Source organism: Enterobacter cloacae complex sp. HYC033_NIDB, from assembly GCF_056673335.1.
This window is the reverse complement of sequence record NZ_CP115123.1, coordinates 2,550,139-2,565,082: the sequence shown is the minus strand read 5'-3', so window position 1 is coordinate 2,565,082 and position 14,944 is coordinate 2,550,139. Positions and strand designations below refer to the sequence as shown.

20 protein-coding genes, 1 tRNA gene, 1 pseudogene and 1 riboswitch are annotated in these 14,944 nt (G+C 57.6%); of the genes and pseudogenes, 13 read left to right on the top strand and 9 right to left on the bottom strand.

All coding sequences use genetic code 11. From position 1 onward, the window contains the following. Positions 1 to 8 precede the first annotated feature (8 nt). The gene (locus O1721_RS12190) at positions 9 to 404 is read left to right on the top strand and encodes a lysozyme inhibitor LprI family protein (protein WP_479953881.1); all 396 of its coding nucleotides are present in this window, start codon (positions 9 to 11) and stop codon (positions 402 to 404) included. On the opposite strand, the gene rutR is transcribed toward O1721_RS12190, so the two are convergent. Beyond that, positions 401 to 1,039 (bottom strand): HTH-type transcriptional regulator RutR, encoded by a 639-nt coding sequence (rutR, locus tag O1721_RS12185; protein ID WP_032647941.1) that lies wholly within the window; start codon positions 1,037 to 1,039, stop codon positions 401 to 403. The two genes, O1721_RS12190 and rutR, sit on opposite strands and share 4 nt — an antisense overlap. Positions 1,040 to 1,284: 245 nt before the next feature. Between rutR and rutA the strand changes: the two genes are divergently transcribed. Genes rutA through rutG form a run of 7 tightly spaced genes read left to right on the top strand, consistent with a single transcriptional unit; the run spans position 1,285 to position 6,719 of the window. Next, positions 1,285 to 2,376 carry a pyrimidine utilization protein A gene (gene rutA, locus O1721_RS12180; protein ID WP_032647939.1) on the top strand — a complete coding sequence of 364 codons (1,092 nt, stop codon included), beginning with the start codon at positions 1,285 to 1,287 and terminating at the stop codon, positions 2,374 to 2,376. Further along, positions 2,376 to 3,065, top strand: coding sequence for a pyrimidine utilization protein B (gene rutB / locus O1721_RS12175; protein ID WP_017384771.1), 690 nt, complete (start codon positions 2,376 to 2,378; stop codon positions 3,063 to 3,065). Before rutA ends, rutB begins: the two co-directional genes overlap by 1 nt. Before the next feature lie 11 nt (positions 3,066 to 3,076). Then, positions 3,077 to 3,463 carry a pyrimidine utilization protein C gene (gene rutC / locus O1721_RS12170; RefSeq protein ID WP_015570870.1) on the top strand — a complete coding sequence of 129 codons (387 nt, stop codon included), beginning with the start codon at positions 3,077 to 3,079 and terminating at the stop codon, positions 3,461 to 3,463. Between the two features lie 7 nt (positions 3,464 to 3,470). After that, positions 3,471 to 4,271, top strand: coding sequence for a pyrimidine utilization protein D (gene rutD, locus O1721_RS12165; protein WP_032647935.1), 801 nt, complete (start codon positions 3,471 to 3,473; stop codon positions 4,269 to 4,271). Between the two features lie 9 nt (positions 4,272 to 4,280). After that, on the top strand, positions 4,281 to 4,871 hold the full coding sequence (locus tag O1721_RS12160) for a malonic semialdehyde reductase (protein WP_032647932.1): 591 nt from the start codon (positions 4,281 to 4,283) through the stop codon (positions 4,869 to 4,871). Between the two features lie 12 nt (positions 4,872 to 4,883). Then, positions 4,884 to 5,375 carry an NADH-dependent FMN reductase RutF gene (gene rutF / locus O1721_RS12155; RefSeq protein ID WP_032647931.1) on the top strand — a complete coding sequence of 164 codons (492 nt, stop codon included), beginning with the start codon at positions 4,884 to 4,886 and terminating at the stop codon, positions 5,373 to 5,375. A 21-nt stretch (positions 5,376 to 5,396) separates the two neighbouring features. After that, positions 5,397 to 6,719, top strand: a complete 1,323-nt coding sequence (gene rutG / locus O1721_RS12150) for a pyrimidine utilization transport protein G (protein WP_032647928.1) — start codon at positions 5,397 to 5,399, stop codon at positions 6,717 to 6,719. Positions 6,720 to 6,777: 58 nt separating this feature from the next. Here rutG and O1721_RS12145 read toward each other — a convergent pair whose 3' ends face one another. The 4 genes from O1721_RS12145 to O1721_RS12130 all read right to left on the bottom strand — a co-directional run bounded on the left by O1721_RS12145 (position 6,778) and on the right by O1721_RS12130 (position 8,841). Further along, complete coding sequence (locus tag O1721_RS12145; RefSeq protein ID WP_032647926.1) at positions 6,778 to 7,299, bottom strand: GNAT family N-acetyltransferase; 522 nt, start codon at positions 7,297 to 7,299, stop codon at positions 6,778 to 6,780. A 6-nt stretch (positions 7,300 to 7,305) separates the two neighbouring features. Continuing rightward, entirely contained in the window at positions 7,306 to 7,575 is a 270-nt protein-coding gene (locus tag O1721_RS12140) for a type II toxin-antitoxin system TacA family antitoxin (protein ID WP_015570876.1), read from the bottom strand. A 73-nt stretch (positions 7,576 to 7,648) separates the two neighbouring features. Beyond that, entirely contained in the window at positions 7,649 to 8,554 is a 906-nt protein-coding gene (locus O1721_RS12135) for a DMT family transporter (RefSeq protein WP_017693666.1), read from the bottom strand. 116 nt (positions 8,555 to 8,670) lie between these two features. Then, a complete protein-coding gene (locus O1721_RS12130) occupies positions 8,671 to 8,841 on the bottom strand; it encodes a con-10 family general stress protein (protein ID WP_001273664.1) in 171 nt (56 codons plus the stop codon). A gap of 391 nt (positions 8,842 to 9,232) precedes the next feature. On the opposite strand from O1721_RS12130, the gene wrbA reads away from it, so the two are divergent. Together wrbA and O1721_RS12120 are read left to right on the top strand one after the other, a co-directional pair. Beyond that, the gene (gene wrbA / locus O1721_RS12125; protein WP_006809323.1) at positions 9,233 to 9,829 is read left to right on the top strand and encodes an NAD(P)H:quinone oxidoreductase; all 597 of its coding nucleotides are present in this window, start codon (positions 9,233 to 9,235) and stop codon (positions 9,827 to 9,829) included. An 18-nt stretch (positions 9,830 to 9,847) separates the two neighbouring features. Beyond that, the gene (locus O1721_RS12120; protein ID WP_006809324.1) at positions 9,848 to 10,075 is read left to right on the top strand and encodes a YccJ family protein; all 228 of its coding nucleotides are present in this window, start codon (positions 9,848 to 9,850) and stop codon (positions 10,073 to 10,075) included. Between the two features lie 32 nt (positions 10,076 to 10,107). Here O1721_RS12120 and agp read toward each other — a convergent pair whose 3' ends face one another. After that, the gene (gene agp / locus O1721_RS12115) at positions 10,108 to 11,349 is read right to left on the bottom strand and encodes a bifunctional glucose-1-phosphatase/inositol phosphatase (RefSeq protein WP_045324885.1); all 1,242 of its coding nucleotides are present in this window, start codon (positions 11,347 to 11,349) and stop codon (positions 10,108 to 10,110) included. A gap of 152 nt (positions 11,350 to 11,501) precedes the next feature. Here agp and O1721_RS12110 point away from each other — a divergent pair. Then, positions 11,502 to 11,609 (top strand): annotated as a pseudogene (locus tag O1721_RS12110) (winged helix-turn-helix transcriptional regulator); the annotation flags it as partial. A gap of 66 nt (positions 11,610 to 11,675) precedes the next feature. Here the strand turns inward: O1721_RS12110 and O1721_RS12105 are convergent. Then, entirely contained in the window at positions 11,676 to 12,035 is a 360-nt protein-coding gene (locus tag O1721_RS12105) for a winged helix-turn-helix transcriptional regulator (protein ID WP_032647921.1), read from the bottom strand. 100 nt (positions 12,036 to 12,135) lie between these two features. Between O1721_RS12105 and O1721_RS12100 the strand changes: the two genes are divergently transcribed. Next, a complete protein-coding gene (locus tag O1721_RS12100; RefSeq protein ID WP_015570880.1) occupies positions 12,136 to 12,885 on the top strand; it encodes an SDR family oxidoreductase in 750 nt (249 codons plus the stop codon). 1 nt (position 12,886) lies between these two features. Here the strand turns inward: O1721_RS12100 and O1721_RS12095 are convergent, their stop codons facing one another. Further along, complete coding sequence (locus O1721_RS12095) at positions 12,887 to 13,390, bottom strand: DedA family protein (RefSeq protein WP_015570881.1); 504 nt, start codon at positions 13,388 to 13,390, stop codon at positions 12,887 to 12,889. 159 nt (positions 13,391 to 13,549) lie between these two features. Further along, positions 13,550 to 13,719: riboswitch (M-box (ykoK) riboswitch) on the top strand. Between the two features lie 60 nt (positions 13,720 to 13,779). Between O1721_RS12095 and O1721_RS12090 the strand changes: the two genes are divergently transcribed. Further along, positions 13,780 to 14,781 (top strand): magnesium transporter, encoded by a 1,002-nt coding sequence (locus tag O1721_RS12090; RefSeq protein WP_015570882.1) that lies wholly within the window; start codon positions 13,780 to 13,782, stop codon positions 14,779 to 14,781. A gap of 42 nt (positions 14,782 to 14,823) precedes the next feature. On the opposite strand, the gene O1721_RS12085 is transcribed toward O1721_RS12090, so the two are convergent. Further along, positions 14,824 to 14,911, bottom strand: a tRNA-Ser gene (locus tag O1721_RS12085). Positions 14,912 to 14,944: the final 33 nt, after the last annotated feature.

The following is a 14,944-nucleotide window of genomic DNA, read 5'->3' as shown; positions in this document are numbered from 1 at the left end:
AGGGAATGATGAAAAGAATATTTCTCGCAGGCGCAGCACTGCTGCTCAGCGCCAGCGCGCTGGCCGACGAGTGCGACAAAGCGACCACCCAGACAGAACTCAGTGCCTGTGCGGCAGAGCAGTACCAGGCTGCGGATAAAAAGCTCAACCAGACGTACCAGGCCGCCATCAAACGCGCGGCAGCTCCTCAGCGCGACCTGCTGAAAAAGGCGCAGCAGGCGTGGATCGCCCTGCGTGACGGAGACTGTAAATTGATGGGTTCAGGAACCGAAGGTGGCACTATTCAGCCGATGATTATCAACCAGTGCCTGACGGAGAAAACAGCGGAGCGCGAAGCCTTTCTGGCCTCGTTGATGCAGTGTGAAGAGGGCAATTTAAGCTGCCCTTTCCAACCGGCTGATTAGCGCACACGGATCCCTTCGATAATCATCCGCTGCACGTTATCCAGCGTACTCTGGAAAAACGCCTCGTCCTGGAGCGTTTTACCGGTCACCGCCTCGACCTGGGCCGCGAAGTCAGCGTAGTGCTGGGTTGAGGCCCAAATCATGAAGATCAGATGATGCGGATCGACGGGCGCCAGTTTTCCGCTGGCGACCCATCCGGCAATAATGGCCGATTTATCGTCCACCAGCTGCTTTAAATCGCCGGTCAGCTCCGCCTGCAACAGCGGCGCGCCCTGCAACATCTCCAGGCAGAACAGCCTTGATGCCTGCGGGTAATCACGCGATACCTCCAGCTTCAGGCGTATGTACTCCTCTATCGCCACCAGCGGGGCCAGCTCTTCGCGAAACGCCTTGAGAGGTGCCAGCCAGATATCGAGGATCTGCTGCATCACCGCGATATAGAGCGCCTCTTTTGACGGGTAGTAGTAGAGCAGATTGGTTTTGGACACCCCGGCCTGCTCCGCCACCTGCTCAAGGCGCGTACCGTGAATACCAAACTGCGAAAATGTCTCCAGCGCAGCGCTGAGGATCGCCTGTTTCTTGGCGCTCACCGCCTGCGAACGTTTACCGGGTGTTTTCACTGCGCCTTGTGTCATTTTCGCTCTCCATTTTCTGTCCTGCGCTCAGCATAGCAAAACCCCCGTCTCGCCACGACCTTCTGCACCCTCAGCGCGCATGAGTGCCTGTTTTCTGTGCAATGATTTTGACCATCCAGTCCACATTTTCGCTGTTAATTTTAACAACCATCATTTAACACATTAATAACAAAGTGATTTTCAAAACTGGCACTGCCTTTGCAAAAACATCGTGACACCTGCGACGTAATGAAGAGAGGTTCGTGATGAAAATTGGCGTATTTGTACCGATCGGCAACAACGGCTGGCTTATCTCGACCACTGCCCCGCAATACATGCCGACCTTTGAGCTGAATAAAGCCATCGTGCAGAAAGCGGAGCACTACCACTTCGACTTTGCGCTCTCGATGATCAAGCTGCGCGGTTTCGGCGGTAAGACCGAATTCTGGGACCACAACCTGGAGTCTTTCACCCTGATGGCGGGCCTGGCGGCGGTAACCTCGCGCATCCAGATTTACGCCACCGCCGCCACCCTTACCCTTCCCCCGGCAATCGTGGCGCGGATGGCCTCCACCATCGACTCCATCTCCGGCGGGCGCTTTGGCGTTAACCTGGTCACCGGCTGGCAAAAGCCGGAGTACGAGCAGATGGGGATCTGGCCGGGGGACGATTACTTCTCCCGTCGCTACGACTACCTGACTGAATATGTGCAGGTGCTGCGCGATCTATGGGGCACCGGCAAAAGCGATTTCAAAGGCGACTTCTTTACCATGAACGACTGCCGCGTCAGCCCGCAGCCGTCGGTGCCGATGAAGGTGATATGCGCCGGACAGAGCGACGCGGGAATGGAATTCTCGGCGAAATACGCCGACTTCAACTTCTGCTTCGGCAAAGGCGTTAACACCCCGGCCGCCTTCGCGCCCACCGCGGCACGCATGAAAGCGGCCGCCGACAAAACCGGGCGCGACGTGGGTTCCTATGTGCTGTTTATGGTGATTGCCGACGAAACCGACGACGCCGCGCGCGCCAAATGGGAACGATACAAGGACGGCGCAGATGACGACGCGCTGAGCTGGCTTACCGAGCAGAGCCAGAAGGATACCCGCTCCGGCGCGGACACCAACGTTCGCCAGATGGCCGACCCAACGTCTGCCGTCAATATCAACATGGGCACCCTGGTTGGCTCGTATGCCAGCGTCGCCAGAATGCTCGACGAAGTGGCTGCCGTGCCCGGCGCCGAAGGCGTGCTGCTGACCTTCGATGATTTTCTCACCGGCGTGGAAACCTTCGGCGAGCGCATTCAGCCGCTGATGCAGTGCCGCGCCCACATCCCTGCCGTGACGAAGGAGGTGGCGTAATGACGACCCTCAACGCTCGCCCGGAAGCCATTACCTTTGACGCGCAGCGCAGCGCGCTGATCGTGGTGGATATGCAAAACGCCTATGCCAGTAAAGGCGGGTATCTGGATCTGGCCGGGTTTGACGTCTCCACCACGCAGCCGGTGATTGAGAACATCAAAACCGCCGTGAGCGCCGCGCGTGCTGCGGGCATGCTGATCGTCTGGTTCCAGAACGGCTGGGACGAGCAGTACGTCGAGGCTGGCGGTCCCGGCTCACCCAACTTTCACAAATCCAACGCCCTGAAAACCATGCGTCAACGGCCCGAACTCCAGGGCACGCTGCTGGCGAAAGGCGGCTGGGATTATCAGCTGGTGGATGAGCTGGTACCGGAGGCCGGCGATATCGTGCTGCCGAAACCGCGCTACAGCGGCTTTTTCAATACCCCGCTTGACAGCCTACTGCGCAGCCGGGGCATTCGTCATCTGGTCTTTACGGGCATAGCCACCAACGTGTGCGTGGAGTCGACCCTGCGCGACGGCTTTTTCCTCGAGTATTTTGGGGTGGTGCTGGAGGATGCCACCCATCAGGCCGGGCCGGATTTTGCCCAGAAAGCCGCCCTGTTCAATATCGAAACCTTTTTTGGCTGGGTCAGTAACGTCAATGATTTCTGCGACGCGCTGGATCCCCCGCTCGCCCGCATCGCCTGAGGAGAACCGCTATGCCGAAATCCGTGATTATTCCGCCGGGCACCAGCACCCCGATTGCCCCGTTTGTCCCCGGCACCCTCGCCGACGGCGTGGTGTATGTCTCGGGCACGCTGCCGTTTGATAAAGACAACAACGTGGTGTTTATCGATGACCCAAAGGCGCAAACCCGCCACGTGCTGGAGACGATCAAAACCGTGATCGAAACGGCGGGTGGCACTATGGAGGACGTGACCTTCAACAGCATCTTTATCACCGACTGGAAAAACTACGCCGCGATTAACGAGATTTACGCGGAGTTTTTCCCCGGCGATAAACCGGCGCGGTTTTGCATCCAGTGCGGGCTGGTAAAGCCCGAAGCGCTGGTTGAAATTGCCACCGTTGCGCACATCGCGAAGTGAGGCGGCCATGAAACTGTCCATTTCACCGCCCCCCTTTGCGGGCGCGCCCGTGGTGGTACTGATTGCCGGGCTCGGCGGCAGCGGCAGCTACTGGCTGCCCCAGCTCGCCGTGCTGGGGCAGGAGTATCAGGTGGTGTGCTACGACCAGCGGGGCACGGGGAATAACCCGGATACCCTGCCGGAAGACTACACCCTCGCACACATGGCCGACGAGCTTGCGCTGGCGTTAGCCGAGGCCGGGATCGCCCGTTACTGCGTGGTCGGCCACGCGTTGGGGGCGCTGGTCGGCCTGCGGCTGGCCATCGATAAGCCCGACGCCCTCACCGCGCTGGTCTGCGTCAACGGCTGGCTGACCCTCAATGCCCATACCCGCCGCTGTTTTGACGTTCGCGAACGTCTGCTGCATGCGGGCGGCGCGCAGGCGTGGGTAGAGGCACAGCCGTTGTTCCTCTACCCGGCAGACTGGATGGCCGCCCGCGCCCCGCGGCTGGAGGCCGAGCACGCGCTGGCGCTGGCCCATTTTCAGGGCAAAGCCAATCTGCTGCGCAGGCTGCATGCCCTGAAACAGGCCGATTTCAGCCGCCACGCTGCACGCGTTCGCTGCCCCGTACAGATTATCTGCTCCACCGACGATCTGCTGGTGCCGTCCGTCTGCTCCGCTGAACTGCACGCCGCCCTCCCGCACGCCCGCAAAACGGTCATGCGCCAGGGCGGGCATGCCTGCAATGTGACCGCGCCGGACATCTTTAACACTCTGCTGCTGAACGGGCTTGCCAGCCTGCTGCACCGCCCAGAACCCGCTTTGTAAGGAGCTTGAATGAGCGAAGCCATCACGCCCGCCGCGCTGGAAACGCTGTTTACCGGCGCACGTACCCATAACGGCTGGCTGGATATACCGGTCAGTGACGAGACGCTGCGCGAGATTTATGACCTGATGAAATGGGGGCCGACGTCCGCCAACTGCTCCCCGGCGCGCATTGTGTTTGTGCGAAGCCCGGAAGGAAAAGAGAAGCTGCGCCCGGCGCTCTCCAGCGGCAACCTTGAGAAAACGCTCACTGCCCCGGTCACGGCGATTGTCGCCTGGGACAGCGAGTTTTATGAGCGCCTGCCTGAACTGTTCCCGCACGGCGATGCCAGAAACTGGTTTACCGCAAGCCCCGCGCTGGCGGAAGAGACCGCCTTTCGCAACAGCTCAATGCAGGCCGCGTACCTGATTTTCGCCTGCCGCGCGCTCGGGCTGGACACCGGGCCGATGTCGGGTTTTGACCGGGAAAAAGTGGACGCGGCCTTTTTCACGGGCACGCTGCTCAAAAGCAACCTGCTGATCAATATCGGCTACGGCGATGCGACCAAACTGTACGGACGCCTGCCGCGTCTGACCTTTGACGATGCCTGCGGGCTGGCGTAAGGAGCGAACGTGATGACACCGGATAAACAAACCTTTCGCGACGCCATGGCCTGCGTCGGCGCAGCGGTCAATATCATCACCACCGACGGCCCCGCGGGAATGGCGGGCTTCACCGCCAGCGCGGTATGCAGCGTCACGGATTCCCCGCCTACCCTGCTGGTGTGCCTGAACCGCGGCGCGTCGGTCTGGCCGATTTTCAGCGAGAACCGCACCCTGTGCGTTAACACGCTGAGTGCCGGACAGGAGCCTTTATCCAACCTGTTTGGCGGGAAAACGCCGATGGCGGACCGCTTTGCCGCTGCCCGCTGGCAGACAGGCGACACGGGCTGCCCGCGTCTGGAAAATGCGCTGGCCTCGTTCGACTGCCGTATCAGCCAGGTGGTGAGCGTTGGCACTCACGACATTCTGTTTTGCGACATTGTATCCATCGTACGCCACCCGGCGCCGCAAGGGCTGGTGTGGTTCGACCGCGGCTATCACGTGCTTATGCGACCCGCCTGTTAATCCGCATTCAGGAGACAGATCATGTTCGGACTTCCCCACTGGCAGTTGAAATCGACCTCCACAGAAGAAGGCGTGGTCGCGCCGGATGAAAGGCTCCCGCTCGGGCAGACCATGGTGATGGGCGTGCAGCATGCGGTCGCGATGTTTGGTGCGACGGTGCTGATGCCCATGCTGATGGGGCTGGATCCTAACCTCGCCATTTTGATGTCGGGTATGGGTACCCTGCTGTTCTTTTTTGTCACCGGCGGGCGTGTGCCCAGCTATCTGGGCTCCAGCGCCGCCTTCGTGGGGGTGGTCATTGCAGCGACCGGGTTTAACGGTCAGGGTATTAACCCCAACCTGAGCGTGGCCCTCGGCGGCATTATCGCCTGTGGGCTGGTCTACACCCTGACCGGTCTGGTGGTGATGAAAGTCGGCACGCGCTGGATCGAGCGGATGATGCCCCCCGTCGTCACCGGGGCGGTGGTGATGGCGATAGGCCTGAACCTCGCGCCGATTGCGGTGAAGAGCGTTTCCGGCTCACCATTTGAAAGCTGGATGGCGGTGATAACGGTGCTGTGCATCGGCGTGGTGGCGGTCTTTACGCGCGGCATGATCCAACGGCTGCTGATCCTGGTCGGGCTGATTGCGGCCTGTCTGGTCTACGCGCTGCTGGCGAACGTGTTCGGTCTCGGCAAACCGGTTGATTTCACACTGATTCACCAGGCCGCCTGGTTCGGCCTGCCGCAGATGACCTCACCCACCTTTAACGCTCAGGCGATGATGCTCATCGCGCCTGTCGCGGTGATTCTGGTGGCTGAAAACCTGGGCCACCTGAAAGCCGTAGCGGGAATGACCGGGCGCAATATGGATCCGTATATAGGGCGGGCGTTTGTGGGAGACGGTCTGGCGACCATGCTCTCCGGCTCGGTCGGCGGCAGCGGCGTGACGACCTACGCGGAAAACATCGGCGTGATGGCAGTGACCAAAGTCTATTCGACGCTGGTCTTCGTGGCGGCGGCGGTGATGGCGATGCTGCTCGGCTTTTCCCCGAAATTCGGCGCATTGATCCACACCATCCCGGCCCCCGTGATTGGCGGCGCCTCGATTGTGGTATTTGGTCTGATTGCCGTGGCAGGGGCACGCATCTGGGTGCAGAACCATGTTGATCTGAGCCAGAACGGTAACCTGATCATGGTGGCGGTAACGCTGGTGCTGGGGGCGGGTGATTTCGCCCTGACGCTGGGCGGGTTTACGGTGGGCGGGATTGGCACGGCGACCTTCGGCGCGATCCTGCTCAACGCCCTGCTGAGCCGCCGGATGGCTGCCGCGCCGCAGGGCGCCGTGGTGACTCAGGATCCGTGAAATCAACACGTCGGGTAACGGCGACGCCTTACCCGACCTGCATGTTCCTTAAGAGCGATCACGCCTGCTCAAACAGTCGTTCTATAGATTGCGTGGGGAAGAACAGCGAACTGCTGTTTTCACCTGCCAGCGGGATAAACCCCAGCTTCAGATAAAATCGTTTGGCCCGTTCGTTAAGCGCATCCACAAAAATTCCGTGGACGCCAACAGCCTGCGAGGCCAGATAAACAACGCGCATAGCGTGTGTGACAAGCGTTGTTCCCCACTCGTTTCCCTGGAGTTCTTTATGGACAGCCAGACGCCCCAGCGTCACGCTGGGGACGTTGCTGTATGGGATGCGGCGCTGCTGAGTCTTTGAAGGAAGCATCGCTTTTTCAAAGCAACTTCCCGAGAGTGTGTAATAGCCCAGGACACGCGGATGGTCGCGTTCTTTAAGCAGGTAGCCGCGTAAAATACGCCCGCCGTGCTGACGTATCAGGTGCTCGGTAAGGAAGGCATTTAGCGAGGGTTCACCACAATCGAAATCGCCGAAATCGTAATCGGTTCCCTCTGATAACATTTCGATCGTGAGATTTGCCACGACGCTTCACTCCATGTTTCGAAGACGTTTCGCCGCTCGCTTCAGGCGTTCATTTGGCTCTGGCGGATTGTCGATGGCATCCATAACGGCAATCCATGAGGCTTCGTTTAATACGAGACGCCGATGCTGTTCGATGACTTCGGCAGCACGCTCTGACGCACTGTTCACCATAAACTGGGTGATCGTTTGGTTGGTCATCGCTGCCGCTTCTTCAATCATTGTTTTGTCTTCGTCCGACAGGCGAAGATCGATACGCTGTTTTTTGAGTGCTGGCATGGTTTCATTTATCGTGTACGGTTTTCATCCGTACACATCGTAGTTAAACCTGCCCTTTATTTCAATCAAAAGCTTATTCGGCCGTTAAATCGTTCACCGCATTCCGACGCTTTCTGAGCTTTAACTCACTCACCAGCACGCCGAGAACAATAAACGCCGCGCCCACCAGCGCCAGCAGGGGCAGACGCTCCCCGGCGAGTCGCCCGAAAATACCCGCCCATACCGGTTCACCGGTATAAATGACCGTCGCCCGAGTTGGGGATACGCTGCGCTGCGCCCAGTTCATGGTGACCTGGATAATGGCGCTGAAAATGCCCAGCCCCAGCGCCACGACGATAAGCCCGGTAGACATCGGCGGGACGGACTCCCCTGCCGGCACCATCGTCGCGAACGCCACCAGCGACGCGGTGGTAAGCTGCACCACCGTCACCCGCTTGACGTCCACTTTTCCTGCCCAGGCGCTAATCAGGATAATTTCTGCCGCAATGGCGACGGCCCCCACCAGAGTGATGATCTCCCCCGGCCCCAGCGCCAGCAGATTATTTTCCGGCCCGGCTAATAAAATAAGGCCGATGAACGCCAGCACGATGCCAATGCACGACATCAGGCCCGGCATTCTGCCGAGGCACAGCCACTGCAACAGCGGCACCAGCGGTACGTACATGGCGGTGATGAAGGCGGATTTACTGCTGGAGATAGACTGGAGCCCCCACGTTTGCAGGCTGTAGCCCATGGCAATCGCCACACCAATGGCGACACCCGCCTTAAGCTCTCTCAGGGTCAACCCGCGCAGGGTTTTCAGCGAAATAAGCGCCACGGCAATCGCCGCGGTTGCAAAGCGCAGCCCTACAAAGAAAAACGGATCGCTCATCGTGACCGCGTACTGAACGGCAAGAAAGGTTCCGCCCCAGAACATGGTGATCAAAATCAGGATCGCTTCCTGAGGCTTAATGGAGAAGGTAAAACGGGAAACGGACATGGGACACCAGCACGAAGAATCAATCCTGTAGTGTGCGATGCCTTTGATGACAGTTCAATGCAGCAGACATAAAAAAACCGCCGGGAAACCCGGCGGCAGGGAGTTAACCCGGCGTACTACTTGTTGCTGCCGTGGCTATTTTTACCCCCTTTTTTACCAGCCTCTGATGCGCGCTGAGGGTCGTTTTTGAAGTTGCCCCCGCTAGACTGGCCACCTTTACGACCTGCTTCTGATGCTCTTTCACGGTCTTCAGCGAAATTACCTGAACCACCACGATGGTTTGCCATCTCTAACCTCCAGAGTGTGAAACATTAGACATCATATTGCATTCAGTAAAAGAGGATTCTTTCACCTCGCGGCTCAAGGACAGTGCCTTTATCTGTGCCGCGTGAAACTAAGCTTAGTGTAATGCGGCTATCCGGCAAGCGAGAGGTAATATTCTGCAACATGATCTCAGCCTTTCGTATGAAATATCGGGGAAGTCATTCATAAGCCGTTCTTATATTTTGAAAAATCCGCGCCGCGAAAGTTGTTTCATTTTGCTACAAGGCGCGTATCCAAAAGATATTGTTATATATCAAAGAAATGCCGTTCATTTTTGCAGTCTGGCTGTGATGTCATATCTTTAAAGGAACGCAGCGATCCGCTGTAAGAAAAACCAACGAGGAGTGATGCAAAATGGCAAAAGTTCTGGTGCTCTATTATTCCATGTATGGACACATTGAAACCATGGCTCACGCAGTAGCAGAAGGCGCAAACAGAGTAGACGGCGTTGAGGTCGTGGTTAAACGCGTACCGGAAACCATGCAGGCGGAAGCCTTCGCCAAAGCCGGGGGGAAAACACAAAACGCCCCGGTCGCCACCCCGCAGGAGCTCGCGGACTATGATGCCATTATCTTCGGCACCCCGACCCGCTTCGGCAATATGTCCGGCCAGATGCGCACCTTCCTCGACCAGACGGGCGGGCTCTGGGCCTCCGGCGCGTTATACGGCAAGCTGGCCAGCGTGTTCAGCTCTACCGGCACGGGCGGCGGCCAGGAGCAGACGATCACCTCCACCTGGACTACTCTTGCCCATCATGGGATGGTGATTGTGCCGATTGGCTACGGCGCACAGGAACTGTTCGATGTTTCGCAGGTTCGTGGCGGGACACCGTATGGTGCGACCACCATTGCCGGTGGCGATGGTTCACGTCAGCCAAGCAATGAAGAACTTTCAATCGCCCGCTATCAGGGTGAATACGTCGCGGGTCTTGCCAAAAAACTGAACGGCTAACCCAACAGGAGGACAAGTATGCCAACTCAAGAATCCAAAGCTCACCACGTGGGCGAATGGGCAAGTTTACGCAATACCTCTCCGGAGATTGCCGAAGCCATCTTTGAAGTCGCCAATTATGACGAAAAGCTGGCTGAGCAGATTTGGGAAGAAGGCAACGATGAAGTGCTGGTTCGCGCCTTCGAAAAAACCGACAAAGACTCGCTGTTCTGGGGCGAGCAAACCATCGAACGTAAAAACGTCTGAACGTTCCCCCCGCCCACGCGGGGGGTTATCTTCTATTTCGCCGCGTTGTTCATCACCGCATTGAATTTATCGACAGGACAGAAGCCGTTGCCATCCACCGGACAGCCCTTCAGCTCCAGCGTCACGCGCTGCGCAGGGGATTGCAGCGACAGTACGCTGGCGTTACGCAGTTGATCTGAACTCTGGTAGACATACTCAATTTTCATCAGCTCCTGATTAGTGTTTTTGTCATGCCAGCGCTGGAAGACAATTTTACCGCCAATCGGGGTTCGTTCCTGCTGGTCGTGCAGCTGATAAGGCCTGAAGTCCAGCGCGGTCAGCAGCGAGGCGATGTTAGAGTCGTGCCCCACCAACAGGGTGATTTTTGGCGCTTTTGCCTGTTCGGTCACCAGCGCTTTATCAATGTACTTCACCAGCGGTTTAGCCACGTTCTGCGCCACCTCCGTCGACGTAAACAGCGAGTCCTGATAGCCGTTTTTCAGCTTCGACAGCACGCGCCACTGCTGATCGGTTTTGATTTCCCCCCAGGCCACCTGGTCTGTCGGGAAGCCTTCGTAATACTGTAGCGTGAACGCATCCACCAGCGAGTTACCCACCTTCAGCGGCCCGGAGACGCCCGGTTCTTTTTCATAATCGGCGCTGAACGTATCTTTCGCCTCCGTCAGGGAGCAGACTTTTTTCTCCTTGCAGGACGGCGAGTCGCTGTAGTTTGTCAGCTGTTCCAGCAGTTTGTAGCTTTCATCCAGCTGCATTTTCTGCCGTTCCGTCTCCATCGCTTTCAGCGCTTTCTCGCGAAACTCAGGGGAGTTATCGGTAATGACCGGATTGAAGGTGGGGTCCATGGTGCCCATTTTTTCCTGGTGATGCACAGGAACATCGCACCCGGGGAACGCGCCGGTGATAAAGAACTGCGCGGTCGCCACGGTGCGCTGGAGGCTGTTGGCGTAGGCATAGACGGCATCCGCTGGCGGGCATTCACCCGTCTTCACCATCCCCTGCTCTGCCAACCACTCGCGCATATAGTGACCCATATACACTTCCAGTACGCCGCCTTTGGTGGTGAGCTGTCCACCCGGGACGTCCCACTCCGGCCACTGCTTCGGCGTGGACTGCTCCAGCACGCTGCCGTTATTGGCAAGCGGCGCGCGCAGGTTGTGGCGGCTCATGATGAGCACCTGTTCCAGCTGATAGCCGTCCGGCGTGTCCTGCGCCTGTGCGCCAAAGGTCACGGAAAGGGTACCTGCCACGGCAACTGCGAGTAGTGCTTTTCTCATCCCTAATTCCTCACACGTTTTTAATGTCGCCCTGAGTGTGACAGATCCGTGACAGGTTTTTCGGGAAGCATTTCTCAAACTGATGATTAACGTGCTTACGGCGTGTGCCGATGAGTTTTATAAAAAAACCATACCCCACCGGAGAATTCGCTGTGAAACGTACCCGCCTTGAAGAGAGCACCTGCCCCGTCGCCCGTTCGCTGGATATTATCGGCGACTGGTGGTCGCTGCTGATTGTTCGCGACGCGCGCTACGGGGTCGCAGTCGATATTCTGGTGGCCTATCTCACCGATGAAGCGGGGATCCGCGCTACGTAAAACAGTAGCCTAACGCTGAAGCTGGTCGCCGTATTCGCTCATCCAGGCGGCCAGCGGCGAGAGTGCGTCCTGAAGGGTTAGCCCCAGCTCGGTGATCTGATACTCCACGCGCGGCGGGATCTCCGGGTAGACCGTTCGCGTCACCAGACCGCGCTGCTCAAACAGGCGCAGCTGCTTCGTCAGCTCTTTCTGGGTGATGGGGGCAGCGGCACGCAGCAGATCGCCAAAGCGAACGGGCGTATTGAACACAATCAGGCGATAGAGAATGGGGATCGCCCACTTACCGGAAATCAGGTTCACAAACTGCGTCATCGGGCAGGTATACGCCTCAGATTTTTTTTCGCAGCACGCTTCCAGTATCTCTGCCATTTCACACCTCTTGCCTCGTTAGTATCCATTTGGTACCTGGTTTCCTTTCGATACTAACGTTTCTATAGTGCTTTCTCCAGAGACATTTCAGGAGAAGAACATGGGTCGTTTAACCGATAAGTATACGTTGATTACCGGCGGCACCAGCGGTATCGGTCTCGCCACCGCGCAGGCGTTTATCGCCGAAGGGGCGCGCGTCGCCGTGACCGGACGCAACCCGGATACCCTCGCCGAAGCAGAGCGCATTCTGGGCGATAAGGCCTGGGTGATCCCAACCGACGCAGGCGATATTTCGTCGCAAAAAGCGCTGGCAGAGACCCTCACCGCCCGCTGGCCACGCCTGGATGCGGTCTTTCTCAACGCCGGTGACGTAACGCACGCGCCGCTGGAAGTCTGGCAGGAAGAGGCCTGGGACCGTCTGATGAACATCAACCTGAAGGGACCGTTCTTTTTAATTCAGGCGCTGCTGCCGCTGCTGAATAACCCATCCTCGGTGATCCTCTGCGGCTCCGTGAGCGCGCGCATCGGCCTGCCCACCAGCAGCGCGTATGCCGCGAGCAAGGCCGCCCTGCTGTCGCTGGCGCGTACACTGTCGGCGGAGCTGCTGCCGCGCGGGATCCGCGTCAACGGTCTGAGTCCCGGTCCGGTGGAAACCCCGGCGTTTACGAAAACGGGCTTAAGCGACGAGGCGCTTAACGCGATGATGGCAGAGGTCATTAAGCTGGTGCCGCTCGGCAGAATGGGCTCGACGACCGAACTGGCAAAAGCCGCACTCTATCTGGCCTCCGACGAGTCGAGCTACACGGTGGGAACGGAACTGCTGGTGGACGGCGGAATGGGGAGCCTGTAATTCAAAAGGCGCTGATGCCGGTGACCGCGCCGACATACAGCGCCGCCCACGCACAGGCGGAAAGCAGGCTGACGGCGTAGACCTTGACGGCGTTCAGCCTGAGCATCCCGGCCGCCAGCGGGACGATGTAACGCAACACCGCCAGGAAGCGCGACGTAAAAAGCACGATGACCCCGTTCTTTTGCAGCTGATGCTGGACCCGCAGGAACTTATTGGCATGCTTTGAGGTGAAGCGCGTGACCATCCGGGTATGCCCCATCAGTTGGCCGATATGGTAATTCAGCACCGAACCCGCCGTTGCCCCCATCACCACGGCGAGCCACGTCAGCGCAGGATGCATGCTCCCCTGGCTGACGGTAATGCCCGCCAGCAGCATCACCGACGCAGGCGGCAGCACGGAGGAGATCAGCACCGTCGATTTGCTCAGCGCCATCACGAATAACAGCACAAACAGATGTGCCGGATACAGCGCAAAATGATTCAGCAGGTTATCAAACCATGTCATTTTCCCCTCCCCCGTTAATAATTTAATTGTCCATTTAAAATGAATAACCTTAAATAAACCCTCAACATTTTATTAATAAGATTTACCTAAACCGTTCTTAAACATTATTTAATTTTCTGAGCACTAAATTTAAACAGGCGTATTATCCCTCTCGTTTTACAACGATCTCGTTATGGCGAGGCTCCTGTACAAATACACGTTATCGCTCTGGTGGGTTCGAGAGAACCGGCACAGGGTAAAACAGGCACTGTCGAATCAAGGCTTTGTCAGTATAACTTCCCTTGTGGGATACGGTGTACAGTGCTGAACCCAGGACGTGGGGATCTCCTTTCCGACATGCCCTGTCTTGCTCGCCCCTGAGAGATTTTATTATTCAAAGGGAATTTACTATGTCTTACGCTATTCACAACCAAAACCTGGCTTTTAATGACAGCGCCATCGCGCAATATATGAATACCGATTTTATCGTTATCGATATTTCATTATGCGTAGCTCTGGCACGCGAGCAGTTCTTTGAAAAATTAAAAGATGATGATATTCCGTCGCATATTTTTATCGAAGATAACGGTCGCCTCGCGGGTTTAATCGCCGTACGCAAATTATTGCAGGCCACGGACACCGTGCAGCCTGTTAAGGGGTTGATGATATCGGATTTTATTCAGCTCAAACCGGAAGATGAGCGGGCGGATGTCGCCGGGCTGCTGGCGCACGCGGGTGCGGATGTAGTGCCGGTGGTGACCCACGGCAAGCTGGTGGGCTGCCTTACCGAGCGTGAAATCGCCCATCTGCTGGAAGATGACGTTACTGAAGATGCCCAGCTTCAGGGGGCGACGCTGCCGCTGGAGAAGCCCTATCTGGAAACCAGCGCCTTCAGCCTGTGGAAGAAACGCTCCGTCTGGCTGCTGCTGCTGTTTGTTGCGGAAGCGTATACCAGTTCGGTGATCCAGCATTTTGAAGAGGCGCTGGAATCTGCCATCGCGCTGGCGTTCTTTATTCCGCTGCTAATTGGCACCGGCGGAAACAGCGGGACGCAGATCACCTCGACGCTGGTGCGCGCCATGGCGCTGGGTGAAGTCCACCTTCGCGATGTGGGTCGCGTGCTGCGCAAAGAGATCAGCACCTCGTTAATGATTGCCGCCACGCTGGGTCTGGCGGGCTGCGTTCGCGCCTGGATGATGGGCATTGGGATGGAAATCACGCTCATCGTCAGCCTGACGCTGGTCTGCATTACGCTGTGGAGCGCCATCGTCTCGTCGGTGATCCCGATGGTACTGAAACGCTGCAAAATCGATCCGGCGGTGGTCTCCGCACCGTTTATCGCCACGCTAATCGACGGGACCGGGCTGATTATCTACTTCAAAATCGCGCAGTATACGCTGGGGCTGGAATAACGAAAAAACCCTGCGATATTGCTATCGCAGGGTTTTCGAATTTGGCGGAAGCGTAGAGATTCGAACTCTAGAACCCTTTCGGGTCGCCGGTTTTCAAGACCGGTGCCTTCAACCGCTCGGCCACGCTTCCAAAGTGAGGCGCACTATAAACATCTCTGAGCAT

Coding starts and splice junctions, on each gene's coding strand:
- O1721_RS12190 (WP_479953881.1), top strand. CDS start 9: ATGAAAAGAATATTTCTCGCAGGCGCAGCACTGCTGCTCAGCGCCAGC.
- rutR (WP_032647941.1), bottom strand. CDS start 1,039: ATGACACAAGGCGCAGTGAAAACACCCGGTAAACGTTCGCAGGCGGTG.
- rutA (WP_032647939.1), top strand. CDS start 1,285: ATGAAAATTGGCGTATTTGTACCGATCGGCAACAACGGCTGGCTTATC.
- rutB (WP_017384771.1), top strand. CDS start 2,376: ATGACGACCCTCAACGCTCGCCCGGAAGCCATTACCTTTGACGCGCAG.
- rutC (WP_015570870.1), top strand. CDS start 3,077: ATGCCGAAATCCGTGATTATTCCGCCGGGCACCAGCACCCCGATTGCC.
- rutD (WP_032647935.1), top strand. CDS start 3,471: ATGAAACTGTCCATTTCACCGCCCCCCTTTGCGGGCGCGCCCGTGGTG.
- O1721_RS12160 (WP_032647932.1), top strand. CDS start 4,281: ATGAGCGAAGCCATCACGCCCGCCGCGCTGGAAACGCTGTTTACCGGC.
- rutF (WP_032647931.1), top strand. CDS start 4,884: ATGACACCGGATAAACAAACCTTTCGCGACGCCATGGCCTGCGTCGGC.
- rutG (WP_032647928.1), top strand. CDS start 5,397: ATGTTCGGACTTCCCCACTGGCAGTTGAAATCGACCTCCACAGAAGAA.
- O1721_RS12140 (WP_015570876.1), bottom strand. CDS start 7,575: ATGCCAGCACTCAAAAAACAGCGTATCGATCTTCGCCTGTCGGACGAA.
- O1721_RS12135 (WP_017693666.1), bottom strand. CDS start 8,554: ATGTCCGTTTCCCGTTTTACCTTCTCCATTAAGCCTCAGGAAGCGATC.
- O1721_RS12130 (WP_001273664.1), bottom strand. CDS start 8,841: ATGGCAAACCATCGTGGTGGTTCAGGTAATTTCGCTGAAGACCGTGAA.
- wrbA (WP_006809323.1), top strand. CDS start 9,233: ATGGCAAAAGTTCTGGTGCTCTATTATTCCATGTATGGACACATTGAA.
- O1721_RS12120 (WP_006809324.1), top strand. CDS start 9,848: ATGCCAACTCAAGAATCCAAAGCTCACCACGTGGGCGAATGGGCAAGT.
- agp (WP_045324885.1), bottom strand. CDS start 11,349: ATGAGAAAAGCACTACTCGCAGTTGCCGTGGCAGGTACCCTTTCCGTG.
- O1721_RS12105 (WP_032647921.1), bottom strand. CDS start 12,035: ATGGCAGAGATACTGGAAGCGTGCTGCGAAAAAAAATCTGAGGCGTAT.
- O1721_RS12100 (WP_015570880.1), top strand. CDS start 12,136: ATGGGTCGTTTAACCGATAAGTATACGTTGATTACCGGCGGCACCAGC.
- O1721_RS12095 (WP_015570881.1), bottom strand. CDS start 13,390: ATGACATGGTTTGATAACCTGCTGAATCATTTTGCGCTGTATCCGGCA.
- O1721_RS12090 (WP_015570882.1), top strand. CDS start 13,780: ATGTCTTACGCTATTCACAACCAAAACCTGGCTTTTAATGACAGCGCC.